The organism is Roseospira goensis (genome assembly GCF_014197795.1).
Lineage (GTDB): Bacteria > Pseudomonadota > Alphaproteobacteria > Rhodospirillales > Rhodospirillaceae > Rhodospira > Rhodospira goensis.
Genome location: NZ_JACIGI010000001.1, coordinates 126,935 through 152,540, shown reverse-complemented (window position 1 = coordinate 152,540; position 25,606 = coordinate 126,935). Strand labels below are relative to the sequence as shown.

Genomic DNA, 25,606 nt, shown 5'->3' with positions numbered 1-25,606 from the left:
GCCCGCGCGACCGCCGACCGTCGCAGCCCCCGACCCCGAGAGCCCAGATGCCCGACACCCCCGAAGACGTCTCCGACGACGTCACCCGCCCCGACCGGCTGTTCCTGGTCGACGGCTCCGGCTACATCTTCCGCGCCTACCACAGCCTGCCACCGATGACGCGGCCGGACGGCACGCCGGTGAACGCCGTCCTGGGCTTCACCAACATGCTGATGAAGCTGCTGGCGGACATGGACGCCGAACACGTGGCGGTCATCTTCGACAAGGGCCGGCGCACCTTCCGCACCGACCTGCACCCGGACTACAAGGGCCACCGCCCGGAGGCGCCCGAGGATCTGGTGCCGCAGTTCCCGCTGATCCGGGACGCGGTGCGCGCCTTCAACGTCGCCTGCGTGGAGCTGGAGGGCTTCGAGGCCGACGACCTGATCGCCACCTACGCCAGGCAGGCCCGCGACCGGGGTCTCGCCGTCACCGTGGTGTCGTCGGACAAGGACCTGATGCAACTGGTCCGCGACGGGGTGGCGCTGTTCGACCCGATGAAGAACCGCCCGATCGGCCCGGACGAGGTTCACGAGAAGTTCGGCGTCGGCCCCGACCACGTGGTCGACGTACAGGCGCTGGCCGGCGATTCGTCCGACAACGTGCCCGGCGTGCCCGGCATCGGCGTCAAGACGGCGGCCCAGCTCATCACCGAATACGGCGACCTGGAGACGCTGCTGGACCGCGCCGGCGAGATCAAGCAGCCCAAGCGGCGCCAGAACCTGACCGAGTATGCCGACCAGGCCCGCCTGTCCCGCGACCTGGTGCGGCTGCGCGACGATGTGGACGTGCCCGAGCCCCTGAGCGGCTTCGACGTGCGCCCGCCCGAGCCGGAGGCCCTGCGCGCCTTCCTGGTGGAGAACGGTTTCAAGTCCGTGCTGGCCCGGGTCGAGGGCGACCTGATCCCCAAACCGGAGGACGGCAGCGCGGCGGCCGCCGACCCGGTGGCCGAGGCGGTGCAGGCCGAGGCGGATTACGCGCTGGTGCAGGACGTCGAGACCCTGCGCCGCTGGGTGGCGGCGGCACACGAGGCCGGGGTCGTGGCCGTCGATACCGAGACCGACGCCCTGTCCGCCATGCGCGGTGGGCTGGTGGGGATCTCGCTGGCGGTGGCGCCGGGCCAGGCCTGCTACATCCCGCTCGCCCATGTCGCCGGCGGGACCGGGCAACTGGCGCTGGACGGCGGCGACCCGGCCGAGGCGCCGCGCCAGATCCCGCTGGCGGACTGCGTCGCAGAGTTGAAAGATCTGCTGCTCAACCCCGGGGTGCTCAAAGTCGGCCACAACATCAAGTACGACCTGCACGTGCTGGCCCGCGTCGGCCTGGAGGTGTCGCCGATCGACGACACCATGGTGCTGTCCTATGTGCTGGACGGGACCCGCCTGGGCCAGGGGACCCACGGCCTGGACGACCTGGCCAAGCGCCACTTCGACCACGCCATGATCGCCTTCAAGGACGTCTGCGGGTCGGGCAAGAGCCAGATCACCTTCGACACGGTCACTCTCAAGGCGGCCCTGGACTACGCCGCCGAGGATGCGGACTACACCCTGCGCCTGCACCGCCTGTTCAAGCCGCGGCTGGTGGAAGACCGCATGGTGGCGGTCTACGAAACCCTGGACCGGCCGATGGTCCCCCTGCTGACGGCCATGGAACGGGCCGGGATCAGGGTCGACCCGGCGGTGCTCAAGGACCTGTCCAAGACCTTCGCCGCCCGTATCGGCGACCTGGAGGACGAGATCCACCGCATGGCCGGCCATGCGTTCAACATCGGCTCGCCCAAGCAACTGGGTGAAGTGCTGTTCGACGAGATGGGGTTGCAGGCCGGCCGCAAGAGCAGCAAGACCGGCGCCAAGTCCACCGGCGCCGACGTGCTGGAGGACCTGGCCGCGCAGGGCCACGACCTGCCGGCGCGGGTGCTGGACTGGCGCCAGTTCTCCAAGCTCAAGAGCACCTACACCGATGCCCTGGTGGAGGACATCAACCCGGACACCGGCCGGGTGCATACTACCTTCGGGCTGACGGGCACGTCGACGGGGCGGCTGTCGTCCAACGATCCCAACCTGCAGAACATCCCGATCCGCACCGAGGAGGGCCGGCGCATCCGCGAGGCCTTCGTGGCTGAGCCCGGACACGTGCTGCTGTCGGCGGACTACTCCCAGATCGAGTTGCGGCTGGTGGCCCACGTCGCCGGCATCAAGGCGCTGAAGGAGGCCTTCGACAAGGGCGCCGACATCCACGCCATCACCGCCAGCCGCATGTTCGGTCAGCCGGTCGAGGGCATGGACCCGATGCTGCGCCGGCGCGCCAAGGCCATCAACTTCGGCATCATCTACGGCATTTCCGCCTTCGGGCTGGCGCGGCAGTTGTCGATCCCGCGCGGCGAGGCCCAGGCGTTCATCGACGCCTACTTCAAGGAGTTTCCGGAGATCCTGGACTACATGGAGGCCACAAAGGCCGAAGCCCGCCAGCACGGCTTCGTGCGCACCCTGTTCGGGCGCAAATGCTGGACCCCGGGGATCACCGACAAGAACCCGACGGCGAAGGGCCTGGCCGAGCGCGCGGCGATCAACGCCCCGATCCAGGGCGGCGCGGCGGATATCATCAAGCGCGCCATGATCCGCGTCCCGGGGGCGCTGACCGAGGCCGGGCTGGGCGCGCGCCTGCTGTTGCAGGTGCACGACGAACTGATCTTCGAGGTGCCGGAGGCGGAGGCCGACGACACCGCCGCCCTGGTCCGGCGGGTGATGGAGGGCGCGGCCACGCTGTCCGTGCCGCTGGTGGTGGACACCGGGGTTGCGGCGACCTGGGCCGGGGCGCATTGAGGAGATCGCCCATCCACGGCGCCATGACAGGTCGCGCGTCCGGGCCGGCGATGGTGCAGAATCCGGCGGCCGGGCTCAGGGCGCGGCGAGCGGTCACGAGTTGGGCCGAGGACCACAGCGCTCATGGACGTGATCACCGAACGGTGCGGCGAGATCACCCTGACCGTCTCGGACCGGGTGCTGAGCGACGGGCGCCCAGTGTTGCTCTTCACGGTCAGCGGCGAGGTGACATCGGCCGCCTTCGCCCATTGCCTTGAACGGGTGGCCGGGCATGGGGTCCTGAGCCCGCGCTGCCGCGCCATCCTCGACATCGCGGCGTCCACGCGACGGACCGATGTGGACGGGCTGTTCCACCAGGCCGACGTTCTGGCCCGGGCGCGGGTGAAGCATCTGTCGGTGTGTTACCTGTCCGACACCGAGGCCACGGCCGCCCTCGTTCCCTTGGTCGCGGAGGTCTTCCAGCGCGCCGGGGTTCGCACCGACATCCACATCTGCCAGACCTTGGACGACGCCCTGGCCTGGATGGAGACGCTACCGTGAGGCGCCCGCCCTACGGCCACAGGAAGAACAGCATCAGGTAGAGCAGCAGGAACAGCGCCACCATGACCGCCGAGGCCTGTACCGGCCAGCGTCGCCCCAGGGTGCCGTAGGGGCCATGGGTGGCGGCGGTCCAGGCGATCAGGCCGTCGATCCGTCGGCGCGCCAGCGCCAGCCCGCCGCTCCACAGCGGTCCGCCGTGGCGCAGCACGGCCCGACCCACGGCCGGCCCGGCCACCCGCCACAACCAGTCCCAGTCCAGGGTGATGGTCAGGGTGCGCTTCATCAAGGGCAGCAGGATGAAGAACGCCAGCCCCGAGAACAGCAGCAACTGAAGCTGCGTGACCACATGGGCGCCGGTGTAGGCTTGGTAGTCCACCGGGAACGGCAGCAGGGCGTACAGCGGCCCCGGGAACAGCCCGATGCCGATGCACAGCGCCGCGAAGGCGATCATGGCGGCCCGCATCGGCCACGGCGGGTCGGTCGGGCGCAGGCCGCTGTCCTTCTGGAAGAACACGAACCAGGGGAACTTGATGCCGGCGTGCAGGAACACACCCGCGCTGGCCGCCTGCAACAGCATCCAGGCCCAGACCATGTGTTCGTCGGCCGCGCCCTGGGTGATCATCGACTTGGTCACGAACCCCGAGGTCCAGGGAAAGGCCGAGATCGCCAGCGCGCCGACGATGCCGCAGGCCGCGGTCACCGGCATGGTGCGGAACAACCCGCCCAGGTCGGTGCACTTGCGCAGCCCGGTCATGTACAGCACCGAGCCGGCGCTCATGAGCAGCAGCGCCTTGTAGATGATGTGGGCGAAGGCATGGGCGGCGGCCCCGTTCAGCGCCATCTCGGTGCCGATGCCGATGCCGCACACCATGAACCCGACCTGGTTGATGATCGAATAGGCCAGGATGCGTCGCATGTCGTTTTCCAGCAGCGCGTAGATGATGCCGTAAAACACCATGTACAGCCCGACCCAGATCAGGATTTCGGTGCCGGGAAAGCCGCGCAGCAGCACGTAGACCGCGGTCTTGGTCGTGAACGCCGACAGGAACACGGTGCCGCTCCACGACCCCTCGGGGTAGGCGTCCGGCAGCCAGGCGGTCAGCGGGGGAGCGCCGGCGTTGATCAGGAACCCGGCCAGCATCAGCCAGGTGGCCGGGGTGTCCGCCGTCATGGCGGTGAACTCGATCGAGCCGGTGGCGGCGATGTGCCCGGCGATGCCGGCCATCAGCACGGCGCCGCCCAGGAAGTGCATGAAGGCGTAGCGCAGGCCGGCCCGGCGGCTGGCCGGGGTGCCGGGCGACCAGATCACCAGGGTGGAGGCGATCGCCATCAGCTCCCAGAAGATGAACACCCCGATCAGGTCGCCGGCGAAGGTCACCCCCAGCGCGCCGCCGGCGTAGACCAGGGCCGCGGCCAGTTCCAGGACGGTCTTCTGGGGCAGCGCGAACAGCCCGCCGACCAGGGCCATGAGGGCGAAAATGGTGCCGAACAGGCGCGACAGCGCGTCGGTCTCGACCAGATCGAGGCGATAGCCCAGGTAGTCCACCGACAGCGCCACCCCGTCCGGCAGCGCCCACACCAGCCCCAGCGCCGCCAGCGGCGCGCCCAGGGTCAGCAGCGGGCGCGCCCCGCGCGGCAGCAGGGGCAGCAGCAGGCCGCCCAGGATCAGGATCAGGCCGGGGGGCAGGCTAGCCAGCATCGTAGTACGTGTCCTTGCGCTTCAGCACCACACCCAGGGCCTTGGCGCCCAGCACCATGGCGACGCAGGCCAGGAACCCGAACCAGGCGTGGAACCCGAACCAGCCATCGACACCGAATTCGGGATGCAGGTCCACCAGCAACTCGGCGAGAACGGTCAGCGCCAGCACGCCGGCGAAGATCCACCACAGCGCCCGGATGCCCTCCGGCCGCACGATCCACGGTTGGCGCTCGTCCGGCGCGCGCACGGCCGGCATCTCGCCACACGGCGGGGTCTCGGTGATCCGCACGAGGCGGGGGCCGGTGTCGGTCATGGGGCGCCTCCCACGAGCTGCGCGGCCAGGGCCAGGAAGGCGTCCGGGGCCAGGAACAGGACCAGGCTGCCGGCCGCCGTCAGGGTCAGCGCCAGCACGATCGGCCAGGGTGCCTCGCCGTGGGCCTGCGCCGGGTCGGCGGCCGGGGCCGGCCGGGTGGCAAAGGCGCGGTAGACGATGGGCAGGAAATAGGCCGCGTTCAGCACCGTGGAGGCCAGGATCACCGCCATGGCGGCCCAGGCCTCGGCCTGGTAGGCGCCGCCCAGCATGAACCACTTGGAGACGAATCCGGCGGTGGGCGGCAGCCCGATCATGGACAGGCTGCCGATGGCGAACGCGCCCATGGTCCAGGGCATGGTCCAGCCGATGCCGTCGAGCTGGCTGACGTGGGTCTTGTGCGCGGCGGTGTAGAGGGAGCCGGCGGCGAAGAACAGGGTGATCTTGCCGAAGGCGTGGGCCATGATGTGCAGGGCCGCGCCCATCACCGACAGCGGCGCCAGGATCAGCGCCGCCAGGACCACGTAGCTCAACTGACTGATGGTCGAATAGGCCAGACGTCGTTTCAGGTTGTCCTGACGCAGGGCGACGAAGCTGGCGGACAGGATGGTGAAGCCGGCCAGCGCGGCGATCCACGACACCCCCGGCGTGGCGGTCAGCAGGTCGAGCCCGAAGACGTAGACCACCACCTTGACCACCGTGAACACGCCCGCCTTGACCACCGCCACGGCGTGCAGCAGGGCCGAGACCGGGGTGGGGGCCACCATGGCCGCCGGCAGCCAGCGGTGGAACGGCATCACCGCGGCCTTGCCGATGCCGAAGACGAACAGCGCCAACAGGATCAGCACGGGCCAGCCCTCGGCGTGACCGGCCAGCAGGCCGCCGGGCACGAAGTCCAGGTGGCCGGCCAGCACCCAGCAGCCGATGATGGCCACCAGTTGCAGCCCGATCGAGGTGCCCATCAACAGGCCCAGATAGACCCGGCCCGACCGGCGCGCCTCGTCGGTGCCGGTGTGGGTGACCAGGGGCACCGTGCTGATCGTCAGCAGCTCGTAGAACAAGAACAGGGTCAGCAGGTTGCCCGAGAAGGCGATGCCGATGGCCGACAGGATGGCGACCGCGAAACAGGCGTAGAACCGGGTCTGCGCGTGCTCCTGGTTGCCGCGCATGTAGCCGACGGAATAGATCGTGGTGACGATCCACAGCAGGCTGGCGATCATGGCGAAGATCAGGCCCAGTGGCTCCACCGTGAACGCCAGCGGCACGCCGGGGATGACCTCCCACAGGGTCAGCGTCGGCCGCGCCCCGGCCAGCACCGGGCCGAGCAGGGAATAGACCAGCGCGGTCAGCCCCAGGGCGGTGACCAGCGAGACCGCCTCGCGCAGGTTGGGCCAGCGCCCGCACAGCAGCACCAGCAGGGTCCCGGTGAACGGCACGAGCAGGGCGGCGGCGATGGTGGCGGCGGGGTCGAGCAGGGGCGGGATCATCAGTGCGCCCCCTCCTCGGCCGCCGGTCCGTGACCGCCGCCGTTGACGCCCTCCAACAGCTCCTCCAGGGCCGGATGCTCGCTCAGCGGCCCCTCGCCCGGTACGTAGGTGAGGATGAAGCCGGCGGCGTCCTCCGCGAGCCCGACGGTCCAGGTGGTTTCCAGGCCGAAGTACACGTTCGCCAGCGCCAGCACCCACAAGGGCGCCAGCATCACCAGCGGGGCCTCGCGCACCGGCCGGGCATCGGCCGGCGGCGACCGCATGTAGGCGACCTCCACGATGCGCCAGACATAGACGATGGCCAGCAGCGACGAGACGATGACCGCCGCCGCCATGATCCAGTGCTGATCCTCCAGGGCGGCGCGGACCAGGTACAGCTTGCTGACGAAGCCGGAGGTGCCGGGCACGCCAATCAGGCTGAGGGCGGCGATCAGGAACGCCGCCATGGTCACCGGCATGCGGGCGCCGATGCCGTCCAGGCGCTCGATGCGCGGACTGCCGATGCGCAGCACGACCGCGCCCAGAGCCATGAACAGGGCGCCCTTCATCATGGCGTGGTTGACCATGTGCACCAGCCCGGCGGTCATGCCGGTCACCGACACCATGCTGATGCCCAGGACCATGTAGCCGATCTGGGCCAAGGACGAATAGGCCAACAGCCGCTTCAGATTGGGCTGGAAGATGGCGACGGCGGAGCCGGACAGCATGGCGATAATGGCCAGCACCCCCACCACCTGGGTCTCGTGCACCGCCGCCGGCAGGGTCTGGAAGGCTTCGATGGGCCCCAACACGGTGAAGAAAATGCGCACCAGAACGTAGATCGCCACCTTGGTCGCGGTCGCCGCCAGGAACGCGGTCACCGCCGACGGGGCGTGGGTGTAGGCGCCGGGCAGCCACTTGTGCAGCGGGAACAGCGCCAGCTTCAGCGCCAGACCCACGGCCAGGAAGGCGATGGCCACCGAAATGGTGCGGGTATCGGCCACCGCGGGAATGCGCCGGGCCAGATCCTCCATGTTCAGGGTGCCGGTCATCATGTACAGCAGACCGACCCCGATCAGATAGAAGGTGGCCCCCAGCGTGCCCAGGATCAGGTAGCGGTAGGCCGCCGTCTGCGCCCGCGGGTCGCGCCCCATGGCCACCAGCGCGTAGGTGGACAGCGACGAAATCTCCAGGAAGACGAACAGGTTGAACGCATCGCCGGTGGCGACCATGCCCAGCAGGCCGGTCAGGCACAGCAGGAACAGGACATAGAAGGCCGGGATCAGGCGGTGCGGCACCTCGGCCTCGACGCTGGGCCCGGCGTAGAGCAGCACCAGCGTGGCGATGCCGGTGACCAGGCAGAGGATGAACGAGTCCAGCGGGTCGATGACGTATTCGATGCCCCAGGGCGCTGCCCACCCCCCCATCGCATACGTGAAGGCGCCAACCTCGGTCACCGAGACGGTCAGGCTGACGGCGATGGCGAAGGCGGCGGCGCTCACCGCCAGCGCGAATAGCCAGGCCAGGCGCGGCGCACGCAGGAACAGGCACAGGGGCGCGGCGACCAGGGGCAGCACCACCTGCAGGGCGGGCAGGTTCTGGACCAGCGGCATGGCGCGCCTAGACCTCCCCGTCCATGCGGTCCTCGATCTCGATGATCTCGTCCTCCTCCAGCGTGCCGTAGGACTCGCGAATGCGCACGGTGAGCGCCAGGCCGAGGGCGGTGGTGGCGATCCCGACCACGATGGCGGTCAGGATCAGCACGCTGGGCAGCGGGTTGGTGTAAAGGTCGGCGCCGGCATCGACGATGGGCGCGGTGCCGCCCTCGACGGTGCCCATGGTGATGTACAGCAGGAAGACGGAGGTCTGAAAGATGTTCAGGCCGACCACCTTCTTCACCAGGTTACCGCGCACGATGACGGTGTAGAACCCGGCCATCATCAGCACGATGACGATCCAGTAGTTGTACAGGCCGAGGACGGTCTCAAGCATGACCGTCCCCCGCGCCCGTGTCCGCGCCCGTGTCCGTGTCCGTGTCCGCCTCGTCCGCCAGCGCGCCGGTGTCGCGGCCGACGAAGGCCAGGAAGATCGACACCATCACCGCCCACACCGTCAGACCCACGCCCAGTTCGACCAGCAGGATGCCCAGGTGCTGGCCGTGCAGCGGCGTGTGGGCGAGCACGTCGTAGTCCAGGTAGGCGCCGCCCAGCGCCATGGTGACCAGGCCGACCCCGGCGTACAGCAACACGCCGGCCGCGCACAGCGGCGTCGTCACCCAGGCCGGCGCCACCCGGCGGGCGCGCACCGGACCGAAGATCAGGGTGAACAGGATGAAGGCAACGGCAAAGATCACCCCGGCCTGGAACCCGCCCCCGGGGCCGTAATCGCCGTGAAACTGCACATACAGCGCAAACAGCATGATCGGCGGCATGAGCAGCTTGGTCGTGGTGCGCAACACCGAATGCAGTCTCATCGCCGCGCCTCCCGGGACTCGTCGCCGCGCGCCGGGCGTCGGCGCTGCCGCCGCCGGGTGACGCCGGACAGCAGCACCAGCACGGCGATGCCGGCGGTGAAGATCACCGTCGTCTCACCCAGGGTGTCGTAGCCGCGATAGCTGGCCAGCACGCTGGTCACCATGTTCGGCGGTCCCACCTCCAGGGGGCTGTCGGCGATGTAGCGCGGCGCGACGTGCTGGTGGATCGGCGCCTCCGGATCGCCGTAATGCGGCATGTCGAGCGTGCCATAGACCAGCGCCGCCCCGGTCACCACCACCACCGCCAGCGGCAGCAGCGGGGTGCGCCGTTTCGGCGGGCGTTCCTCGCGGAAGGTCAGCGCCAGCGTACCCAGCATCAGCACGGTGGCGATGCCGGCGCCAACGGCGGCCTCGGTGAAGGCGACGTCGACCGCATCCAGGACCACGAACATGGACGCCGACAGCAGGCTGTAGATGCCGGACAGCATCACCACGGCGTACAGATTGCGCAGCCGGATCATGGCGATCGCGACCACCACCATGAATGCCAGCAAGACAATGTCGATGATCTGTTCCATGGCGGCGTCAGTCCGCCCGCCCGGCGCCGCCGCCGGCACGGTCCTTGCGGATCTCCTCCAGGAAGTCGTCGTCGGCGATGTCGCCGCGCTCAAGGGTGGCCTCGGGCGGCTGTCCGTCCGCGGTCCAGGGCCTTTGGCCGTCGAGCAGGGCCGCCTTGCTCAGGGCGTGGGTGGCCACCGGCGCGGTGAACAGCAGGAACACCAGGATCAGCAGCAACTTGACGCCGACCAGATCGGCGCCCAGACCGGCCTGGAACACCAGCCCCAGGATGATAAGACCGGCCCCCAGGGTGTCGCCCAGGCTGGCGGCGTGCATGCGGGTGAACACGTCCGGCATGCGCATCAGGCCGATGCCGGACAGCAGGCAGAAGGCGCCGCCGACCACGATGCAGGCCCAGCTCAGGATCTCCAGCGCCAGCGTCATCGCCCGTCCACTCCCGCGCCGTCGGCGGCCTCGTCGCGCGCTTTCTCGGTCGCCCCCTCGGCCGAGGCGGCGCGCGGGCCGGCCAGGCTGCTGTACAGCTCGAACTTCAGCACCGCGATGATGGCGACGAAGTTGATGAGCACGTAGAGCAAGGCGATGTCCTCGAACTCCGGCCGGTCGGTCAGGAAGCCGATCAGCACCAGCAGCAGCACGGTCATGGTGCCGAACACGTTCACCGCCACGATGCGATCGTAGACCGTCGGGCCGCGCACCGCGCGCAGCAGGGCGAGCACCATGGTGGCAAGCACGAACAGGCTGGCGACCGTGAACATTCAGGTGCCTCCCACGGTCTCGCCGGGGCCGACGTCGCCCTCGACGCGGGTGCAGCGGCGATCCATGTCGCCGGCGCGCAGGTCGTCGATGCTGGCCCCTTCCAGGGCATGGACGAGGATGCGGCCGCCGTCGATGTGCACGGCGATGGTGCCCGGCGTCAGGGTGATCGAGTTGGCGTAGATCACCTGGCCGAGATCACTCTTCTGGCTGGCCGGCACCCAGGCCATGCGCGGGCGGATGCGCCCGGGATCGAGCACGCAGCGCGCCACCGCCAGATTGGACAGCACGATCTGGCCCAGCAGCCAGGGCCAGTAGGCCAGGGTGCGCAGGGCGATGCGCACCGGCACGCCCTCGTGGTCCAGGCCCTCCATGCGCCAGGCGACGAACACGGCCAGCGCCGCCGAGGCCGCGCCGAGCCCGAGCAGCAGCGGGTCCGACCAGTGGCCGGACAGCAGCAGCCACAGGGCGTACAGGCTGACGAAGAGGTTGACGGCGTGCATGATGAGGGCGGTTTCCCCTGTCGCGGGCGGGCCGTGCGGGGCGCGCCGGGCGACGGGGCCGCCGGCGCACCCGCGGCCCGGCCCTAGCCGTCCTGGCGGACCACGGCGTGGGGGCCGGCCTCGCGCGCGCCCAGCGCGTTCAGCGCCCGGGCCACCTTGGCGCAGCGGACCCAGGTGGTTTTCTGGCCGGCCAGCACCCGTGCGGCCACCGGCTGCGACAGGCCGGTGAAGCGCGCCACCCGGTCGGCGTCGGCGCCGGCCGCCTGGGCCAGGGCCTCGGCGCCGGTCAACACGAACTGCCCGCGGTCCTTGATCGTCGTCATGGCGTGGCTCTCCTCCGGGTGGTGCGCCCGCCCGCCGGGCGCCGGCGCCTGAAGCGGCGGACCATAGACCGCTTCGGGCCGCGACGGAAGCCCCCGGACCGCCGGCGGGCGGGCACCGGCCGGGCCGGTCCCGGCACGCGGGACCGGTACGGCCGGCCCGGACGTCAGGCGGCGCCGATCTGCTCGGCCTTGTGGACCAGGACCTCGGCCTGCTTGATCGAGGCGATGTCGATCAGCTTGCCGTCCAGGGTGACCGCGCCGCGGCCCTCCTTGGCGGCCTGTTCCATGGCGTCCAGGATGGCGCGGGCCTTGGCGACCTCGCTCTCGGACGGCGTGAAGATGTCGTTCGACAAGGCCACCTGGGTCGGATGAATGGCCCATTTGCCCTCGCAGCCCAGCACCATGGCGCGGCGCGCCTGGGCCTTGAAGCCCTCGGCGTCCTTGATGTCGCCGAACGGGCCATCGAGCGGGCGCAGGCCGTGGGCGCGCGCTGCCACCACGAGGCGGCTCAGCGCGTAATGCCACATGTCGCCCCAATGGTAGTGACGTTCGCCGTCCTCCAGCGGGTCGGTCAGCACCCCGTAGTTCGGGTTCGGCCCGCCGATCCCGACGGTGGCCGCCTTGGTCGAGGCGGCATAGTCGGCGACACCGAAGTGCAGGCTCTCGTTGCGCTTGGAGGCGGCGGCGATGGCGTCCACGTTGGCCATGCCGAGGGCCGATTCGATGATGATTTCGATGCCGATGCGCTTGGTCGCCTTGGTGGCGGCCTCGATCTGGCTGATCAGGCAGTCGACGGTATAGACGTCGGCGGCGGTGCCCACCTTGGGGATCATGACCAGGTCGAGCTTGCCCGGTGCCCCCTCCAGCACCTCCACGAGGTCCCGGTACATGTACGGGGTGTCCAGGCCGTTGATGCGCATGGAGACGGTCTTGCCACTCCAGTCCAGGTCGTTGAGCGCCTGGATGATGTTCTTGCGGGCCTTTTCCTTCTCGTCGGGCGCCACCGCGTCCTCCAGGTCGAGGAAGACGACGTCCGCGTCGCCCTGCGCCGCCTTCTCCAGGAACCGGACGCTGGAGCCGGGCACGGCCAGCTCGCTGCGGTTCAGGCGCGCGGGGGCCTGCTCGAACACGGTGAAACTCATCGGGATGCCTCCAGGATTGCGATGGGTGTCGGCGTCCGGTTCGGACGCCAGAAACTCAGAAATGAGAGTCAATTCCACTGTGCGGAAAAACGGGCTTCGGCCCGACCCGGCACCGGCGTATGCTGTTGGCGTCCGCCCGGGCGCCGCATCAGCGCGGCCGTCAACCGCCCGGATCCGGCGTCGGGGACCCGGCATCTATGCTGCACTGCGAACACAGACCTGCGTATCACGAAACCCTCAGCCCCGAAAAGAGGGCGCCCGGATGAGCGGCCGGAGCCCGAGTAGCCGTGGCGAGGCCGGCGGCGTGCAGTCGGTGCGGCGCGCCATTGCCGTGCTGCGGGCGCTCACCACGGCGGACGAGGGCCTGACCCTGACCGAGGTCTGCCAGGCGGTCGGGCTGGCCCCGTCCACCGCCCACCGCCTGCTGACCACGCTTCAGGAAGAGCGCTTCGCCCGCGTCGACCCCGGCACCGGGTTGTGGTCGGTGGGGGTGGACGCCTTCAGCGTCGGCAACGGCTTCCTGCGCGCCCGCGACCTGGTGTCGATGGCGCGCCCGGAGTTGCGCCAACTCATGTACGACAGCGGCGAGACCGTGAATCTGGCGGTCGAGGACGACGGCCAGGCCACCTACCTGGCCCAGGTGGAATGCCGCGAGATGATGCGCGCCTTCGCCAAGCCGGGGGCGCGGGTGCCGCTGCACTGCTCCGGCGTCGGCAAGGCGCTGATGGCGGCGATGGCCCCGAGCGCGGTGGAGCGCCTGCTGGCCGAGCGCCCGCCGACCCGCGCCACGCCCGGCACCCTGGACACACCGGACCGGTTGCTGGCCGACCTGGAGGTGACGCGGGCGCGCGGCTACGCCCTGGACGACCAGGAACAGGCGATCGGGCTGCGCTGCGTCGCCGCCGTGATCCGCGACGAGCACGGCGGGCCGATGGCGGCGGTCTCGCTGTCCGGCCCCATGGCGCGCATCACGGATGCCCGACTGCCGACTCTGGGCGGACTGGTGGCGCGCACCGCCCGGGCCATCACCGCCAAGCTGGGCGGGGTGGTGGAACCGGTGGGGTGACGGCGATCGCCCCCTGCCGCCTCCCCCACTGATGGCGGTGGCTGGGACGCGGTTCACGCTTTGGGGGGACGCGCTCATTTCTCAAACGCAGACACGCGCCGCACCTTTTTGGAGATATTGTAGAAAACAGTTGGAACTCAGATTGATTACTTGGAAATCCATATGTTATCGTCCTGATATATAAGGGACAAAACCAACAAAAAGAGTTCTGGCATGCACCGACTGACTATTACGCGACCTGTGCGTTTTTTCCGCCAGGTCCGCGTCAGGTCGGTGATGGCTTTTCGTCGGCCGCCCTCGGGACCCGCTCCGGCCCCGGCCCCGCCGGACCGCACCGCGCGGCCTCTGAAGGCGGCCCTCATCGCCCTCACCACCCTCATTGTCGCCCTTGCGGCGGCCCCCGGCGCCAGCGCCGACCCCTTGGTGGTCGGGGTCGAGCCTCAGAACTACCTGCCGCACTTCGGCTGGGTGGCCGGGCGCTACGTCGGGTTCGGCGCCGAGGTTCTGGAGGCATGGGCGCGCGACGAAGGCCACACCCTGACCTATCACGCCTTCCCCATCCCGCGCCTGATGCAGCGGCTGGTGGTGGGCGCCATCGACCTGAAGTACCCGGCCGCACCGGAGTGGAACCCGGCCGACAAACAGGGCGCCGCCGTGATGTACTCCGACGTCATCGTCCGCAGCCGGATCGGCACCTATGTGCGCCCCGAAGCGCTCGGCGCCCCGGCCGAGGGCGTCCGCTCGCTGGGGGTGCTGATCGGCTTCGCGCCCCGACCATGGCGGTCATGGACCGACGCCGGCCTGACGGTCCTCAGACCGAACAAGGACCTGCAAGGGCTGGTGCGACAGGGCCTGACCGGACGGGTCGATGCGATCTACGTGAACGCCGACGTCCTGGCCCGCATCCTGATCGAGGACTTGCACCGGCCCGGCGCGCTGGTGATGGACACCGGACTGCCGCATCAGCCCGATCGGTACCATGCCGCCTCCGTCACGCGCCCGGACCTGATCGCCTCGCTGAACCGCTGGATTCGCACCAACCAGGCACGCCTCGAAGCCATGCGCCAAGCCCACGGCGTCGGCCAGTACTGACCCGGGGGGGCGGCGCCGTCTTCCCCCTTGCCTTCGGCGGACCGCCGCCCCACCCTTCAGGACACCTCCGAGTCCGCACCGCAGCGGATCCCCCACGCCACACTGGCCGTCCATGAGCGCCTCCCTTGCCACCACCGCCCCGGGCGGTCCGCGTACCCTGCCCCTGCTGTTCCTGCTGGCCGGCGCCAGCCTGCTCTCCGGTGCCCTCATCATCGAGCATGTCGGCGGCATCCCGCCGTGCATCCTGTGCGTCTACCAGCGGTTTCCGCCGGCGATCGCGGCCGCTCTGGGGGCGCTGGCGGCGTGGCCGCGGCTGCCGACGCCATGGGCGCGCGGCCTGACCGCCGTGATCGGCGTCGTGTTCCTGTCCGGGGCGCTGCTGGCCGGCTATCATGTGGGCGTGGAGCAGCACTGGTGGGCCGGCACCGAGCAGTGCGGCGGCGAGGGCGCGCCGCCGCCCAGCCTGTCCACCAACCTCTCCGACCTGCGCAGCGCCCTGGACGCGCCGGAGGTGGTGCCCTGCGACGCCGTGCCGTGGTCCCTGTTCGGGATCTCGCTGGCCGGTTACAACATGATCCTGTCCCTCGGGCTGGCGACCCTGGCCGCATGGGCGGTCCGCCAGCCGGCGTGCTGGAGAGACCGATGACCCACGACACCGCGACAGACACCGCCCCGCCACCCCGCGCCGATGTCCCGCCGCACCGGCGCACCGGGGCGCGCCGCCTGCCCGGCGACCGCACGCCGCGCGCGACCCTGGAGCGCCTGATCCGCGTCGACCAGGCCGGCGAGTACGGGGCGGTGCGGATCTACGAGGGCCAGATGGCGGTTCTCGGTCGGCGCACCGCCAACGCCGCGGTGCTCAAGCACATGCGCGACCAGGAGCAGGTTCACCTGGACACCTTCAACGACCTGATCCGCCAGCGTCGCGTCCGCCCCACCCTGATGACCCCGGTGTGGCACGCACTGGGCTTCGCGCTCGGGGCCGGCACCGCACTGATGGGCGAGAAGGCGGCGATGGCCTGCACGGTGGCGGTCGAAGAGGCCATCGACGGCCATTACAAGGCTCAGGCCGAGTCCCTGGGCGACGACGAGGCGCCGCTGCGCGAGACCATCGAACGCTTCCGGGCCGAGGAGCTGGAGCACCGCGACATCGGCCTGCGCAACGGGGCCGAGGGGGCGCCGGCCTATCCCGTGCTGTCCGGCTTCATCAAGGGCGGCTCGCGGCTGGCCATCTGGGTGTCCGAGCGACTCTGACCCGGCCACGGTCCGGTCGAAAAGAGGGGGGGCCAACCGACCATGGCGCGCTATCTGGTCACGGGCGGGGCCGGCTTCATCGGCTCCCATCTGGTCGAGGCCCTGCACAGCGACGGCCACGCGGTCGCGGTGCTCGACGATCTGTCCACGGGGCGGCGCGAGAACCTGCCGGCGGACGCACCCCTGGTGGTGGACGACATCAACCGCATCGGCGCCCACCCCGACCTGTGGCGCGGCCTCGACGGCTGCTTTCATCTTGCCGCCGTCGCTTCGGTGCAGCGCGGCACCGAGGACTGGGCCGGCTGCCACGACGTCAACGCGCGCGGCACCATCGCGGTGTTCGAGGCCGCGCGCGACCACGGCGTCCCGGTGGTCTACGCCTCGTCGGCGGCGGTGTACGGCGACCCGATCGCCCTGCCGCAGGCGGAGGATGCCCTGTTGCGGCCGTTGACCGCCTACGGTGCCGACAAGCTGGCCTCGGAGCTGCACGCGCGTGTCGCCGGCGGCGTGCACGGGGTGCCGACCCACGGCCTGCGGTTCTTCAATGTCTACGGTCCGCGCCAGGACCCGCGCTCGCCGTACTCGGGCGTGGTGAGCGTGTTCTGCGACCGCCTGCTCGCCGACCGCCCGATCGTCGTCCACGGCGACGGCGCCCAGTCGCGCGACTTCGTGGCGGTGGCCGACGTGGTTCGCGCGCTGCGCGCCGCGCTCGGCGCCGCCGCCCTGGACGCCCCGGTGACCAACGTCTGCACCGGCCGTTCGACCAGCGTCCTGGAACTGTCCCACACCCTGGCCAGGGTCATCGGCGTGACGCCGCGGGTCTCGCACGGCCCGGCCCGTGTCGGCGACATCCGGCACAGCGTGGGCGATCCGGCGCGGCTGCACGAAACCTTGGGCATGACCGCCGAAACCCCGCTGGCCGAGGGGCTGGCGGCGCTGGTGGCCTGGGCGCGCGCGACCGCGCCGGCCTGACGGCGGCGGGAGGGGGCGTGCGGAACGCCCCCAGCAAGGCGGCGCCGCAGCGCGCCCATGGTGTCGCGGCGCCGGCTGCGCTACAGTCCCGGCACGTCGTCACGGAAGGGAAGCGCACGCATGAGTGGGGTTGTCCAGCTCGGCGGCCGCGAGGCCGAGGCCATCGAACACTTGGGGGCGGAAGCGGCCCGCGCGCCCGACCCGACCGACGCCGAGACCGCGCGGCGCATCGACGAGATCATGGCCGAGATGGACGCCATGGATCCGGACCGCTTCGCCGCCGGCCCGGCGCGACTGGCGTCGGACTACAGCAACCGGGTGCTGGAGCACGTCACCGCCTCGGAACTGGACGGCGTGCACGACAAGCTGGTCGAGTTGCAGATGCTCTACAAGGGCCTGGGCGCCGACCGGCTGCGCAAGGACAACCACGGCCTGGTCGGCAAGCTGATGTTCAGCTTCCACAAGGAACTGGAGAAGTTCCGCCAGAGGTTCGAATCCGCGCGCGGCACCGTCGACCGGGTGGTGGCCCAGCTCGAAACCGATCAGCGCGAGAGCGCCATCGCCATCCAAACCCTGGCCACCATGGGCCAGGAGGTCACCGCCGCGTTCCGCGAACTGGCCCTGCACGTGGAGGCCGGTCACCGCAAGCTGGAGCAGTGGCGCGCCCAGGGACCGGCCAACGCCGGCCAGCCGACGGCCCGCGGCAGCGAGACCGAGCAGCTCATGGACGCGATGGAACAGCGCGAATGGCAGGCCCGGCTCGACCACTGGGACCGGGTGGTGACCAACCTGACCAAGACACGCTCGATCATGGGCACCACCATTCCCACGGTCTACCAGACCCTGAAAATGGAACGCGTGGTGATGGAGGAACTGGGTACCGCCCTGACCCAGTTCATCCCCGCCATCCGCCAGCAGATCGCCCTCTTCGTGCAGCAGGCGCGCCAGGGCCGGCGGCTGGAGAACCTGAAGGCCACCCGGCAGATGACCGACGAGATCATCGGTCAGGTCGCCGGCCAGCTCGAATACAACGCCGACCTGATGGCCGAGCAGATGCGCGAGGGTGGGGTCTCGACCGACGTGCTGCTGAAGATGATGGACGACGTCGCCGGCTCCATCGAGCGGCTGGATGAGCGCGCCAGGGAGGCCATGGCCTACCGCGCCGAGAGCCGTGCCCGCCTTCAGGAGGCCACGCGCAGCTTCGCCGACCGAGTCGCCCGCGTCGCGGCCGCCGGCTGATCCAGCCATCGGCCGTCGTCGGCCGCGCTTCCTGACCAACGGCGCAAGGACCGGATCAGCCGAAGCTGGACAGGCGCGGCTTGCGGCGGCGCCACCGTCCGATCAGCACGAACCCCAGGCCGAGCAGGCCGATCGCCAGCCACGCCGGCAGCAGCATGACGCTGGCCGCCATGACCTCCAGCCAGTGATCGGGGGCCCCGGCGGTGCGGGCCGGGACGCCCGACAGCAGGGTCCAGATCTCGCCGGTGGCGAGGGCGGGCCGGGCGCCGGGACCGAGGGCCAGCACGGCCTCGGCCGAGGCGGCCACGGACGCGACGACGATCATGATCCAACCGAGGAAACGGATCAGAATCATGGACTGGTGCGCTCCTGCCAATGCGCGTGAATGCCATGTCCTAGAATCTGCCGCTAACCGCCAGAGCGCGCAAGACTTTTTTGATGCCGGAGCGTATCAGAATTGTGACCGCCGAGGGCGCCCGCGCCGCCGCGTCCGGGCCCGCGATCAGGCCGCGTCCGGGGTCGTCCGGGGGGTCGGCGCCACCGTCACCGCCACCTCGTTGCGGCGCAGGAACGGCAGCGTCATCGGCGGATCGTAGAACCAGGCCACCGGCGTGCCCTGGGCCTGCCAGCGGTCGGCGGCGCGCGCCAGCGTCTGGCGCAGCTTAGCCTTCTGGCGGTCCACCATCGGGGTCCCGCGCAGCCCGGTGAAGCGCCGCACCGCCACCGTGGCGGCCGGAATCTCCACCAGCGCGACCCGGTCGTCGGTGGGCGCCGGCGCGGTCTCCAGGGTGAACGACGCCGGCAGGAAGAACCGCATGGCGTATCCGCCCCCGCCGCGGCCCGGACCGGCGGCGGTCTCGACGGGCGTCGTCATGGCGATGCGCTGCCCGGACCGGCGGCCGCTCTCGACCGGGGTGGTCATGGCGATCTTGCGGCCCCCGGTGTTGGCCCCGGCGATGTAGTCGAACAGGATGCGGAACGCCCGGCCCCGCGCCATGGTGCCGTCGCCGCCGGGCAGGCGGGCCTCGGCGGCGAGGCGCGGTGCGTAGCGGCGCACCTCGGTGGCGTCGTCGAGGGTGTCCACGACCTCGTACGTCGGCTGCTCGATCCGCGAGCTGACCCCGAAAAGCGAACGTCCGGCCATCGTCTGTCATCCCATGCCTGAGGAAGGGGTATTGTGTTTTGGGGTACGTGGCCCCGTGCGCTCTGGATCGGTGGCCGGCGGCGGCGCCCCTGCCCCCGTCGCGGGTTCATTGCGGGTCCCCCGGCGCGGCCGGGCATGTTACGGTGACGGACCGATTGATGTGGCCGGCGCAACCGTCAGCGCGATGACGCCGGCAGGAGACTGGGGACAGGGAACCGAGGGACAGGAGGACGCCATGCCTGGGATCGAGTCTCGTCACGCCGGCCGGGCCGGCGCCGTCACCGCCGCCGCCATCGCGGTCCTCGCCCTGGGCCTGCTGTGGGGCGCGGCCGCGCTCACGCCGGCGCGGGCCGAGGGGGCCTGGACCCTGACCTACGACCTCGACCCGGCTGACGGTATGAACTGCTCGATGGAGACCTACTGGGACGACGGCTCGGAGTTCCACATCTTCGCCAACGCCAACGACTTCGTCGGCTTCTACATCACCGATCCGGCCTGGGTTCTGGAGCAGGGCCAGGAGTCCTGGGTCAGCTTCCGATTCGGCGGCCGCGACTTCTCGTTCCCGGTCAGCGCGGTCGACCGCTCGGCCGTGGTCGGCGACCTGTCGTCCAACGAATCCGGGGCGCTGGCGTTCCTGGAACGCTGGGCGCGCTCGTGGGAAATGGCAATCGTGTTCCCTCAGGGCGCGACCTGGCCGGTGAACCTGAACGGCACCATGGCCACGTTCCGCCAGTGGGTGGACTGCTACGACGACCTGGAGCGGATCGCGGCCCGCAGTGGCGGCGGGGGCGGGGGCGGCGCCAACCCGTTCGGTGGCGGGCGCGGCGGGGCCAAGCCGAGCGCCAACCCGTTCTGATCCGGATCCGGTGCCGGCGCCGACGGCGGGCTCAGCCCCCGGCGGGGCCGCGCGACGGCACCATCAGGGTCGCCTCGCCCTCCACCACGACCGTGGCGCCGACCGTGCCGATGGTCTTGAAGGTCGCCATTTTCTTGGCCTCGTTCAGAGCCGTGACCTCGGCAGTGACCCGCAGGGTGTCGCCGGGGCGCACCGGCGCCTTGAACTTGAGGGTCTGCGAGACGTAGATGCAGCCCGGCCCGGGGAACTTGGTGCCGAACAGCGCCGAGATGACCGCGCCGCTGAGCAGACCGTGGGCGATGCGCCCCTTGAACAGGGTGGTGGCGGCGTATTCCTCGTCCATGTGGGCCGGGTTGGTATCGCCCGAGACGCCGGCGAACATCACCAGATCGGCGTCGGTGATGGTCTTGCCCAGACTGGCCGACTGGCCGACCGCCAGATCCTCGAAATAGGTGTGGACGATTCCCTCCATGGCGCGGCCCTCCCCTGGCGTGCCGTGTGCATTGCTGCGTCACAGTAGAGCCGACATGCGCCCCGTGCAAGGCAGCGTCCGGACGCCGCCGCCGCCACGGAGCGGTCATTGGTTCCGCAAGCGCGAAAGTGATAGTGTGCGCCGCAGCATTGTCCCGAGCCGCATCCAGAAGGGAGCCGCCATGACAGCCGACCGTTTCTCGCCCGAGTCCGCCCCCGGCACCGGCGCGGGTGCCGCCGCCGCGCGCGGCCCCAGCAGCCGCCTGTACGACGAGATCGCCATCGGCGACGAGGCCATGGTGCACCGCCTGTGCACCGCCCGCGACATGGTGATCTTCGCCCACGCCTCGGGCAACTTCAATCCGGTCCACTTGCCGCAGGCCAACGACGGCGACGAAAGCCAGGTCGTGGCCCCCAGCATGTGGGTGGGCTCGCTGTTCTCGGCCGTGCTCGGCAACATGCTGCCGGGCTTCGGCACCCTCTACCTGGGCCAGACGTTGCAGTTCCACGGCCGCGCCCATGTCGGAGATCGTCTCACGGTGCGTGTCACCGTGACCGACAAGCGTCCGGGGCACGTGGTGATCCTGAAGTGCCAGGTCCTCAAGGGCGCGACCGACGCCGGCGCGGGCGGCACGCTGCTGTGCGACGGCACCGCCGAGGTGGTGGCGCCGGCGGAACGGCAGGAGACCGCCGGCCCGGGCCTGCCCGGGCTGCTGGTCGAGAGCCACCGCCATTTCGACCGCCTGCTGTCGGTGTGCGAGGGCCTGCCGCCGCTGCCCACCGCCGTGGTGGCGCCGGAGGAGGAGTCCGCCCTGGCCGGCGCCCTGATGGCGGCCGAGCGCGGCCTGATCGCGCCCGTCCTGATCGGGCGCGCCGACCGCATGCGCGCGCTGGCCGACGAGATGGGGCGGTCCCTGGACGGCTGCGAGGTCCTGGACGTGGCCGACCACGACCGCGCCGCCGCCGAGGCCGTCGCCCTGGTGCACAAGGGCCGCGCCCAGGCGCTGCTCAAGGGCCATCTGCACACCGACGTGCTGCTGCATCACGTCACCAAGCGCGACGGCGGCCTGCGCGCCGGGCGCCGCATCAGCCACGTGTTCGTCATGGACGTGCCGGGTCTGGACCACCTGCTGCTGATCTCCGATGCCGCCATCAACATCGCGCCCGACCTCGACGCCAAGGTGGACATCACCCAGAACGCCATCGACCTGGGCCGCGCCGTGGGCCTGGAGCGGCCGCGGGTGGGCGTGCTGTCGGCGGTGGAGACCGTGAACCCGAAGATCCCCTCGACGCTGGACGCCGCCGTGCTGTCCAAGATGGCCGAGCGCGGCCAGATCACCGGCGGCATCGTCGACGGCCCGCTGGCGATGGACAACGCCATCGACATCCACGCCGCCGAGACCAAGGGCATCACCTCGCTGGTGGCCGGCCGCGCCGAGGTGCTGGTCGTGCCCAACCTGGAATCGGGCAACATGCTGGCCAAGGAACTGGCGTTCATCGCCCACGCCGAGAGCGCCGGGCTGGTGCTGGGCGCCCAGGTGCCGGTGATGGTCACCAGCCGCGCCGACAACGACAAGGCCCGGCTGGTCTCCTGCGCCGTGGCGCTGCTGTACCAGCACTGGAAGAGCGGCGGGGTCTCGCGCCTCGCCGCCGACGACCACGCGCTGAAGGCCGCCCAGTAGCGGCGCCGGCGGCGCCGCCCGCCGGCGCGCCGCCGCCCCGCGCCCGTCCCCTTCCAGGCCCGGATACGCCGATGACGACCGATTCCCGACACATCCTCACCCTCAATGCGGGCTCGTCGAGCCTGAAGATTTCACTCTGGCACCTGGGCGACGGCGATGCGCTGGAAGAGCGCGCCCGCGGTCAGGTGGAGGGCGTCGGCGACGCGCCCCACGTGGTGCTGAAGGACCCCATGGGGGCCGTGCTGCTGGAGACCCGCTGGCCGCCCGGTCAGGGTCCCGGCACCCACAAGCAGGCCCTCGACCTGATCCTGGCGTGGAAGCGCGAGCACCTGGGCGATCTGGAGGTCGCCGCCATCGGCCACCGCGTGGTGCACGGCGGCCCACACCTGGCGGCGCCGGCGGTGCTCGACGACGAGCTGCTGGCCCGGCTGGAGACCTACACCCCGCTGGCGCCGCTGCACCAGCCGCACAACATCAGCGGCATCAAGGCGGCGCGCCAGGCGTTCCCCGACGCGCTGGAGGTGGCCTGCTTCGACACCGCCTTTCACCGCCGCCACCCCTGGGTCAACGACACCTATGCCCTACCGCGAGAGCTGTACCGCGAGGGTGTACGGCGCTACGGCTTCCACGGGCTGTCCTACGAGTACGTCGCCGGGGAACTGGCGCGGGTCGCGCCGGAGCGCCTGGCCGGCCGGGTGATCGTCGCCCACCTGGGCAACGGGGCCAGCCTGTGCGCGATGGAGAACGGCCGCAGCATCGACTGCACCCTGGGCTTCACCGCCCTGGACGGGCTCGCCATGGGCACCCGCTGCGGGCAGCTCGATCCGGGCGTGGTGCTCTACCTGATCGAACAGAAGGGCATGAACGCCAAGGGCATCTCCGACCTCTTGTACAAGCACTCGGGGCTCAAGGGGCTGTCCGGCCTGAGCCACGACATGCGCACCCTGGAGGAGGTCGGCACGCCCGAGGCGCTGGGCGCCATCGCCTACTTCGAATCCCGGGTGCGGCGCGAGATCGGCGCTCAGGCGGCGGTCCTGGGCGGGCTGGACGCGCTGGTGTTCGCCGGCGGCATCGGCGAGAACGACGCCCGCCTGCGCGCCCGGGTGTGCGAGGGTCTGGCGTTCCTGGGGGTGCACATCGACCCGGCCCGCAACGCGGCCGGCGAGACCCGGGTCTCCAAGGACGACGCGCCGGTGGCGGTCCACGTCATCCCCACCAACGAGGAGGCCATGATCGCCGCCCACACCCGCGCGCTGATGGGGTAGGCGGGTCCGACGCCGGCCGCGCCGCTACAGCCGCGCCCGCAGCCGGTCGAGCGGATCCATGGCGTCGATGGCGCCCAGCGCGGCCAGGGTCGGGGCGGTGCGGAACAGGCGCTCGGCCACGCGCACCACGGCGGCGGCGTCCACCGCCTCCAGGGCCTCCAGAACCTCGGCGTTGGAGATCGGCCGGCCGTAGACCAGGATCTGCCGGGCGAGCTGTTCGCAGCGGCCGCTGGTGCTCTCCTGGCCCATGAGGACACCGGCGCGGAGCTGGGCGCGGGCGCGGGCGACCTCGTCCGATCCGACCGAGACCCGCACCTTGTTGATCTCCTCGCACAACACCGGGGTCAGCGCCGCCAGGTCCTCGGGGCCGGTGCCGGCGTAGAGCGTGAACAGGCCGCCGTCCACGTAGGCGCTGGCAAAGGCGCTGACGGTATAGGCCAGCCCGCGCTTCTCGCGCACCTCCTGGAACAGGCGCGAGGACATGCCGCCGCCGAGCAGCGTCGCCAGGACGATGCTGGCGTAGTAGTCCGGGTCCTCGTAGGCCACGCCGTCGAAGCCCAGCACGATATGGGCCTGCTCGACCGCGCGCGGCTCGCGGTACTCGCCGCCGGTGTAGCGCGCCCCCTGCCCGGTGGCCGGCAGCCGCCGGTCCAGGGCCGTGAAATGGCGCTCGACCAGGCCGACCAGCGCGTCGTGGTCCACCTTGCCGGCGGCGGCCACCACCAGGCGGTCGGGGCTGTAATGGGTGCGCTGGAAGCCGCCGACGGTGTCCGACTCCAGCCGCTCCACGCTCTCCACCGTGCCGAGCACCGGCCGGCCCAGCGGCTGGTCGCCGTAGGCAGTGGCCTGGAAGTGATCGAAGACGATATCGTCCGGGGTGTCGATGGACTGGTAGATCTCCTGCACCACCACGCTGCGCTCGCGCGCCAGTTCCTCGGGGTCGAACACCGAGTGCTGGAGAATATCGGCCAGGATGTCGACCGCTAGCGGCAGGTCCTGATGCAGCATCTTGGCGTAGAACGCGGTATGCTCGCGGGACGTGTAGGCGTTCATGTGGCCGCCCACGTCCTCCATCTCCACCGCGATGTCGAGCGCGGTGCGCCGGCGTGTGCCCTTGAACGCCATATGCTCCAGCATATGACACACACCGTTGAGGTCGGCCGGCTCGTGGCGCGCGCCGACGTCGGCCCAGACGCCCACCGAGACCGTCTCGACCGTGTCCATGGGATCGGTGACCACCCGCAGGCCGTTGGGCAGGCGGGTTTCGCGGATCGCCGTCGCCGGCGCCGGGGCGCCCGCGACCGTGCCAAGTGCATGAGTCATGCTTCGTGACTTGGCATGCACGACCCGCCCCGTCAACGCCAGCCTGAACCGGGGTTTTCCGGCGCCGCGCCTACAGGTGGGCCAGTACGTTCTCGGCACTGGAAACCTGGAACGCGCCGGGCTCCTCCAGGAACATCTGTTCGACCACGCCGTCCTTCACCACCATGGCGTAGCGCTGCGAGCGCGTGCCCAGGCCGACCTGGGAGCCGTCCATCTCGGTGCCGGTGGCGGCAGCCAGGGCGCCGTTGCCGTCGGAGATCATCAGCACCTGACCGTCGGCGCCGGCACTGGCGCCCCATGTGGCCATGACGAAGGGATCGTTGACAGCGACGCAGGCCACGGCGTCCACGCCCTTGGCGGCGAAATCGTCGACGTGGGCGACGAACCCCGGCAGGTGCTGGGCCGAGCAGGTGGGGGTGAAGGCGCCCGGCACCGAGAACAGCACCACGGTCTTGCCCGCGAACAGCTCATCGGTGGTGATCGGCTTGATGCCGCCCTCGCTCATCATGTGCAGGGTCACCGCAGGCATGCGGTCTCCGGCCTGGATGGTGGACATCGGCGTCTCTCCTGGGTTCGGGGATGGAGGGAAGGCA

The 25,606-nt window shown here is 70.7% G+C and carries 28 protein-coding genes; 11 read left to right on the top strand and 17 right to left on the bottom strand.

Features of this window, described 5'->3' with window-relative positions; all coding sequences use genetic code 11:
* The first annotated feature begins 47 nt into the window (after nt 1-47).
* Together polA and GGD88_RS00670 are read left to right on the top strand one after the other, a co-directional pair.
* Complete coding sequence (gene polA, locus GGD88_RS00675) at nt 48-2,861, top strand: DNA polymerase I (RefSeq protein ID WP_184430903.1); 2,814 nt, start codon at nt 48-50, stop codon at nt 2,859-2,861.
* A gap of 123 nt (nt 2,862-2,984) precedes the next feature.
* Nucleotides 2,985-3,401, top strand: a complete 417-nt coding sequence (locus GGD88_RS00670) for a hypothetical protein (protein WP_184430902.1) — start codon at nt 2,985-2,987, stop codon at nt 3,399-3,401.
* Nucleotides 3,402-3,411: 10 nt separating this feature from the next.
* Here GGD88_RS00670 and GGD88_RS00665 read toward each other — a convergent pair whose 3' ends face one another.
* The 12 genes from GGD88_RS00665 to GGD88_RS00610 all read right to left on the bottom strand — a co-directional run bounded on the left by GGD88_RS00665 (nt 3,412) and on the right by GGD88_RS00610 (nt 12,649).
* Entirely contained in the window at nt 3,412-5,100 is a 1,689-nt protein-coding gene (locus GGD88_RS00665; protein WP_184430901.1) for a Na(+)/H(+) antiporter subunit D, read from the bottom strand.
* Nucleotides 5,090-5,413: a hypothetical protein gene (locus GGD88_RS00660; RefSeq protein ID WP_184430900.1), complete on the bottom strand. Its 324-nt coding sequence runs from the start codon at nt 5,411-5,413 to the stop codon at nt 5,090-5,092. Before GGD88_RS00660 ends, GGD88_RS00665 begins: the two co-directional genes overlap by 11 nt.
* Complete coding sequence (locus GGD88_RS00655; RefSeq protein ID WP_184430899.1) at nt 5,410-6,897, bottom strand: proton-conducting transporter transmembrane domain-containing protein; 1,488 nt, start codon at nt 6,895-6,897, stop codon at nt 5,410-5,412. Before GGD88_RS00655 ends, GGD88_RS00660 begins: the two co-directional genes overlap by 4 nt.
* Nucleotides 6,897-8,489, bottom strand: a complete 1,593-nt coding sequence (locus GGD88_RS00650) for a monovalent cation/H+ antiporter subunit D family protein (RefSeq protein ID WP_221236929.1) — start codon at nt 8,487-8,489, stop codon at nt 6,897-6,899. Before GGD88_RS00650 ends, GGD88_RS00655 begins: the two co-directional genes overlap by 1 nt.
* Before the next feature lie 7 nt (nt 8,490-8,496).
* Entirely contained in the window at nt 8,497-8,868 is a 372-nt protein-coding gene (locus GGD88_RS00645) for a cation:proton antiporter subunit C (RefSeq protein WP_184430898.1), read from the bottom strand.
* Complete coding sequence (locus GGD88_RS00640; RefSeq protein ID WP_184430897.1) at nt 8,861-9,349, bottom strand: Na(+)/H(+) antiporter subunit B; 489 nt, start codon at nt 9,347-9,349, stop codon at nt 8,861-8,863. Before GGD88_RS00640 ends, GGD88_RS00645 begins: the two co-directional genes overlap by 8 nt.
* The gene (locus tag GGD88_RS00635) at nt 9,346-9,927 is read right to left on the bottom strand and encodes a DUF4040 domain-containing protein (protein ID WP_184430896.1); all 582 of its coding nucleotides are present in this window, start codon (nt 9,925-9,927) and stop codon (nt 9,346-9,348) included. The genes GGD88_RS00640 and GGD88_RS00635 overlap by 4 nt, the downstream gene beginning before the upstream one ends.
* Nucleotides 9,928-9,934: 7 nt before the next feature.
* Nucleotides 9,935-10,351, bottom strand: a complete 417-nt coding sequence (gene mnhG / locus GGD88_RS00630; protein ID WP_184430895.1) for a monovalent cation/H(+) antiporter subunit G — start codon at nt 10,349-10,351, stop codon at nt 9,935-9,937.
* Nucleotides 10,348-10,683 carry an MrpF/PhaF family protein gene (locus tag GGD88_RS00625; RefSeq protein WP_184430894.1) on the bottom strand — a complete coding sequence of 112 codons (336 nt, stop codon included), beginning with the start codon at nt 10,681-10,683 and terminating at the stop codon, nt 10,348-10,350. The genes mnhG and GGD88_RS00625 overlap by 4 nt, the downstream gene beginning before the upstream one ends.
* The gene (locus GGD88_RS00620; protein WP_184430893.1) at nt 10,684-11,184 is read right to left on the bottom strand and encodes a Na+/H+ antiporter subunit E; all 501 of its coding nucleotides are present in this window, start codon (nt 11,182-11,184) and stop codon (nt 10,684-10,686) included. It abuts the gene before it with no gap.
* Between the two features lie 83 nt (nt 11,185-11,267).
* Nucleotides 11,268-11,507 carry a hypothetical protein gene (locus GGD88_RS00615; protein ID WP_184430892.1) on the bottom strand — a complete coding sequence of 80 codons (240 nt, stop codon included), beginning with the start codon at nt 11,505-11,507 and terminating at the stop codon, nt 11,268-11,270.
* 164 nt (nt 11,508-11,671) lie between these two features.
* Nucleotides 11,672-12,649, bottom strand: a complete 978-nt coding sequence (locus tag GGD88_RS00610; RefSeq protein WP_184430891.1) for an HpcH/HpaI aldolase/citrate lyase family protein — start codon at nt 12,647-12,649, stop codon at nt 11,672-11,674.
* A gap of 262 nt (nt 12,650-12,911) precedes the next feature.
* Here GGD88_RS00610 and GGD88_RS00605 point away from each other — a divergent pair, with 262 nt between their 5' ends.
* The 6 genes from GGD88_RS00605 to GGD88_RS00580 all read left to right on the top strand — a co-directional run bounded on the left by GGD88_RS00605 (nt 12,912) and on the right by GGD88_RS00580 (nt 18,272).
* On the top strand, nt 12,912-13,715 hold the full coding sequence (locus GGD88_RS00605; protein ID WP_184430890.1) for an IclR family transcriptional regulator: 804 nt from the start codon (nt 12,912-12,914) through the stop codon (nt 13,713-13,715).
* A 276-nt stretch (nt 13,716-13,991) separates the two neighbouring features.
* Nucleotides 13,992-14,807, top strand: a complete 816-nt coding sequence (locus tag GGD88_RS00600; RefSeq protein ID WP_184430889.1) for a type 2 periplasmic-binding domain-containing protein — start codon at nt 13,992-13,994, stop codon at nt 14,805-14,807.
* A gap of 112 nt (nt 14,808-14,919) precedes the next feature.
* The gene (locus GGD88_RS00595; RefSeq protein ID WP_184430888.1) at nt 14,920-15,453 is read left to right on the top strand and encodes a disulfide bond formation protein B; all 534 of its coding nucleotides are present in this window, start codon (nt 14,920-14,922) and stop codon (nt 15,451-15,453) included.
* Nucleotides 15,450-16,061, top strand: a complete 612-nt coding sequence (locus GGD88_RS00590; RefSeq protein WP_184430887.1) for a demethoxyubiquinone hydroxylase family protein — start codon at nt 15,450-15,452, stop codon at nt 16,059-16,061. The genes GGD88_RS00595 and GGD88_RS00590 overlap by 4 nt, the downstream gene beginning before the upstream one ends.
* 42 nt (nt 16,062-16,103) lie before the next feature.
* On the top strand, nt 16,104-17,033 hold the full coding sequence (locus GGD88_RS00585) for an NAD-dependent epimerase/dehydratase family protein (RefSeq protein ID WP_184430886.1): 930 nt from the start codon (nt 16,104-16,106) through the stop codon (nt 17,031-17,033).
* Nucleotides 17,034-17,153: 120 nt separating this feature from the next.
* The gene (locus GGD88_RS00580; RefSeq protein WP_184430885.1) at nt 17,154-18,272 is read left to right on the top strand and encodes a toxic anion resistance protein; all 1,119 of its coding nucleotides are present in this window, start codon (nt 17,154-17,156) and stop codon (nt 18,270-18,272) included.
* 55 nt (nt 18,273-18,327) lie between these two features.
* Here the strand turns inward: GGD88_RS00580 and GGD88_RS00575 are convergent, their stop codons facing one another.
* Together GGD88_RS00575 and GGD88_RS00570 are read right to left on the bottom strand one after the other, a co-directional pair.
* Complete coding sequence (locus GGD88_RS00575) at nt 18,328-18,627, bottom strand: hypothetical protein (protein ID WP_184430884.1); 300 nt, start codon at nt 18,625-18,627, stop codon at nt 18,328-18,330.
* Nucleotides 18,628-18,774: 147 nt separating this feature from the next.
* Complete coding sequence (locus tag GGD88_RS00570) at nt 18,775-19,416, bottom strand: SOUL family heme-binding protein (protein ID WP_184430883.1); 642 nt, start codon at nt 19,414-19,416, stop codon at nt 18,775-18,777.
* Nucleotides 19,417-19,651: 235 nt separating this feature from the next.
* On the opposite strand from GGD88_RS00570, the gene GGD88_RS00565 reads away from it, so the two are divergent.
* On the top strand, nt 19,652-20,272 hold the full coding sequence (locus GGD88_RS00565) for a hypothetical protein (RefSeq protein ID WP_184430882.1): 621 nt from the start codon (nt 19,652-19,654) through the stop codon (nt 20,270-20,272).
* A 31-nt stretch (nt 20,273-20,303) separates the two neighbouring features.
* Here the strand turns inward: GGD88_RS00565 and GGD88_RS00560 are convergent, their stop codons facing one another.
* The gene (locus GGD88_RS00560) at nt 20,304-20,744 is read right to left on the bottom strand and encodes a MaoC family dehydratase (protein WP_184430881.1); all 441 of its coding nucleotides are present in this window, start codon (nt 20,742-20,744) and stop codon (nt 20,304-20,306) included.
* 181 nt (nt 20,745-20,925) lie between these two features.
* Between GGD88_RS00560 and GGD88_RS00555 the strand changes: the two genes are divergently transcribed.
* Both GGD88_RS00555 and GGD88_RS00550 read left to right on the top strand, forming a co-directional pair.
* Nucleotides 20,926-22,425, top strand: coding sequence for a bifunctional enoyl-CoA hydratase/phosphate acetyltransferase (locus tag GGD88_RS00555; protein ID WP_184430880.1), 1,500 nt, complete (start codon nt 20,926-20,928; stop codon nt 22,423-22,425).
* Between the two features lie 71 nt (nt 22,426-22,496).
* Complete coding sequence (locus GGD88_RS00550; RefSeq protein WP_184430879.1) at nt 22,497-23,690, top strand: acetate/propionate family kinase; 1,194 nt, start codon at nt 22,497-22,499, stop codon at nt 23,688-23,690.
* A 24-nt stretch (nt 23,691-23,714) separates the two neighbouring features.
* On the opposite strand, the gene GGD88_RS00545 is transcribed toward GGD88_RS00550, so the two are convergent.
* Both GGD88_RS00545 and GGD88_RS00540 read right to left on the bottom strand, forming a co-directional pair.
* Nucleotides 23,715-25,013, bottom strand: a complete 1,299-nt coding sequence (locus tag GGD88_RS00545) for a M16 family metallopeptidase (RefSeq protein ID WP_184430878.1) — start codon at nt 25,011-25,013, stop codon at nt 23,715-23,717.
* A 70-nt stretch (nt 25,014-25,083) separates the two neighbouring features.
* Nucleotides 25,084-25,569, bottom strand: a complete 486-nt coding sequence (locus GGD88_RS00540) for a peroxiredoxin (RefSeq protein ID WP_184430877.1) — start codon at nt 25,567-25,569, stop codon at nt 25,084-25,086.
* Nucleotides 25,570-25,606 lie beyond the last annotated feature (37 nt).

Bases quoted from the DNA above. Each gene is read 5' to 3' on its own strand.
- polA (WP_184430903.1), top strand. From the start codon at position 48: ATGCCCGACACCCCCGAAGACGTCTCCGACGACGTCACCCGCCCCGAC.
- GGD88_RS00670 (WP_184430902.1), top strand. From the start codon at position 2,985: ATGGACGTGATCACCGAACGGTGCGGCGAGATCACCCTGACCGTCTCG.
- GGD88_RS00665 (WP_184430901.1), bottom strand. From the start codon at position 5,100: ATGCTGGCTAGCCTGCCCCCCGGCCTGATCCTGATCCTGGGCGGCCTG.
- GGD88_RS00660 (WP_184430900.1), bottom strand. From the start codon at position 5,413: ATGACCGACACCGGCCCCCGCCTCGTGCGGATCACCGAGACCCCGCCG.
- GGD88_RS00655 (WP_184430899.1), bottom strand. From the start codon at position 6,897: ATGATCCCGCCCCTGCTCGACCCCGCCGCCACCATCGCCGCCGCCCTG.
- GGD88_RS00650 (WP_221236929.1), bottom strand. From the start codon at position 8,489: ATGCCGCTGGTCCAGAACCTGCCCGCCCTGCAGGTGGTGCTGCCCCTG.
- GGD88_RS00645 (WP_184430898.1), bottom strand. From the start codon at position 8,868: ATGCTTGAGACCGTCCTCGGCCTGTACAACTACTGGATCGTCATCGTG.
- GGD88_RS00640 (WP_184430897.1), bottom strand. From the start codon at position 9,349: ATGAGACTGCATTCGGTGTTGCGCACCACGACCAAGCTGCTCATGCCG.
- GGD88_RS00635 (WP_184430896.1), bottom strand. From the start codon at position 9,927: ATGGAACAGATCATCGACATTGTCTTGCTGGCATTCATGGTGGTGGTC.
- mnhG (WP_184430895.1), bottom strand. From the start codon at position 10,351: ATGACGCTGGCGCTGGAGATCCTGAGCTGGGCCTGCATCGTGGTCGGC.
- GGD88_RS00625 (WP_184430894.1), bottom strand. From the start codon at position 10,683: ATGTTCACGGTCGCCAGCCTGTTCGTGCTTGCCACCATGGTGCTCGCC.
- GGD88_RS00620 (WP_184430893.1), bottom strand. From the start codon at position 11,184: ATGCACGCCGTCAACCTCTTCGTCAGCCTGTACGCCCTGTGGCTGCTG.
- GGD88_RS00615 (WP_184430892.1), bottom strand. From the start codon at position 11,507: ATGACGACGATCAAGGACCGCGGGCAGTTCGTGTTGACCGGCGCCGAG.
- GGD88_RS00610 (WP_184430891.1), bottom strand. From the start codon at position 12,649: ATGAGTTTCACCGTGTTCGAGCAGGCCCCCGCGCGCCTGAACCGCAGC.
- GGD88_RS00605 (WP_184430890.1), top strand. From the start codon at position 12,912: ATGAGCGGCCGGAGCCCGAGTAGCCGTGGCGAGGCCGGCGGCGTGCAG.
- GGD88_RS00600 (WP_184430889.1), top strand. From the start codon at position 13,992: ATGGCTTTTCGTCGGCCGCCCTCGGGACCCGCTCCGGCCCCGGCCCCG.
- GGD88_RS00595 (WP_184430888.1), top strand. From the start codon at position 14,920: ATGAGCGCCTCCCTTGCCACCACCGCCCCGGGCGGTCCGCGTACCCTG.
- GGD88_RS00590 (WP_184430887.1), top strand. From the start codon at position 15,450: ATGACCCACGACACCGCGACAGACACCGCCCCGCCACCCCGCGCCGAT.
- GGD88_RS00585 (WP_184430886.1), top strand. From the start codon at position 16,104: ATGGCGCGCTATCTGGTCACGGGCGGGGCCGGCTTCATCGGCTCCCAT.
- GGD88_RS00580 (WP_184430885.1), top strand. From the start codon at position 17,154: ATGAGTGGGGTTGTCCAGCTCGGCGGCCGCGAGGCCGAGGCCATCGAA.
- GGD88_RS00575 (WP_184430884.1), bottom strand. From the start codon at position 18,627: ATGATTCTGATCCGTTTCCTCGGTTGGATCATGATCGTCGTCGCGTCC.
- GGD88_RS00570 (WP_184430883.1), bottom strand. From the start codon at position 19,416: ATGGCCGGACGTTCGCTTTTCGGGGTCAGCTCGCGGATCGAGCAGCCG.
- GGD88_RS00565 (WP_184430882.1), top strand. From the start codon at position 19,652: ATGCCTGGGATCGAGTCTCGTCACGCCGGCCGGGCCGGCGCCGTCACC.
- GGD88_RS00560 (WP_184430881.1), bottom strand. From the start codon at position 20,744: ATGGAGGGAATCGTCCACACCTATTTCGAGGATCTGGCGGTCGGCCAG.
- GGD88_RS00555 (WP_184430880.1), top strand. From the start codon at position 20,926: ATGACAGCCGACCGTTTCTCGCCCGAGTCCGCCCCCGGCACCGGCGCG.
- GGD88_RS00550 (WP_184430879.1), top strand. From the start codon at position 22,497: ATGACGACCGATTCCCGACACATCCTCACCCTCAATGCGGGCTCGTCG.
- GGD88_RS00545 (WP_184430878.1), bottom strand. From the start codon at position 25,013: ATGACTCATGCACTTGGCACGGTCGCGGGCGCCCCGGCGCCGGCGACG.
- GGD88_RS00540 (WP_184430877.1), bottom strand. From the start codon at position 25,569: ATGTCCACCATCCAGGCCGGAGACCGCATGCCTGCGGTGACCCTGCAC.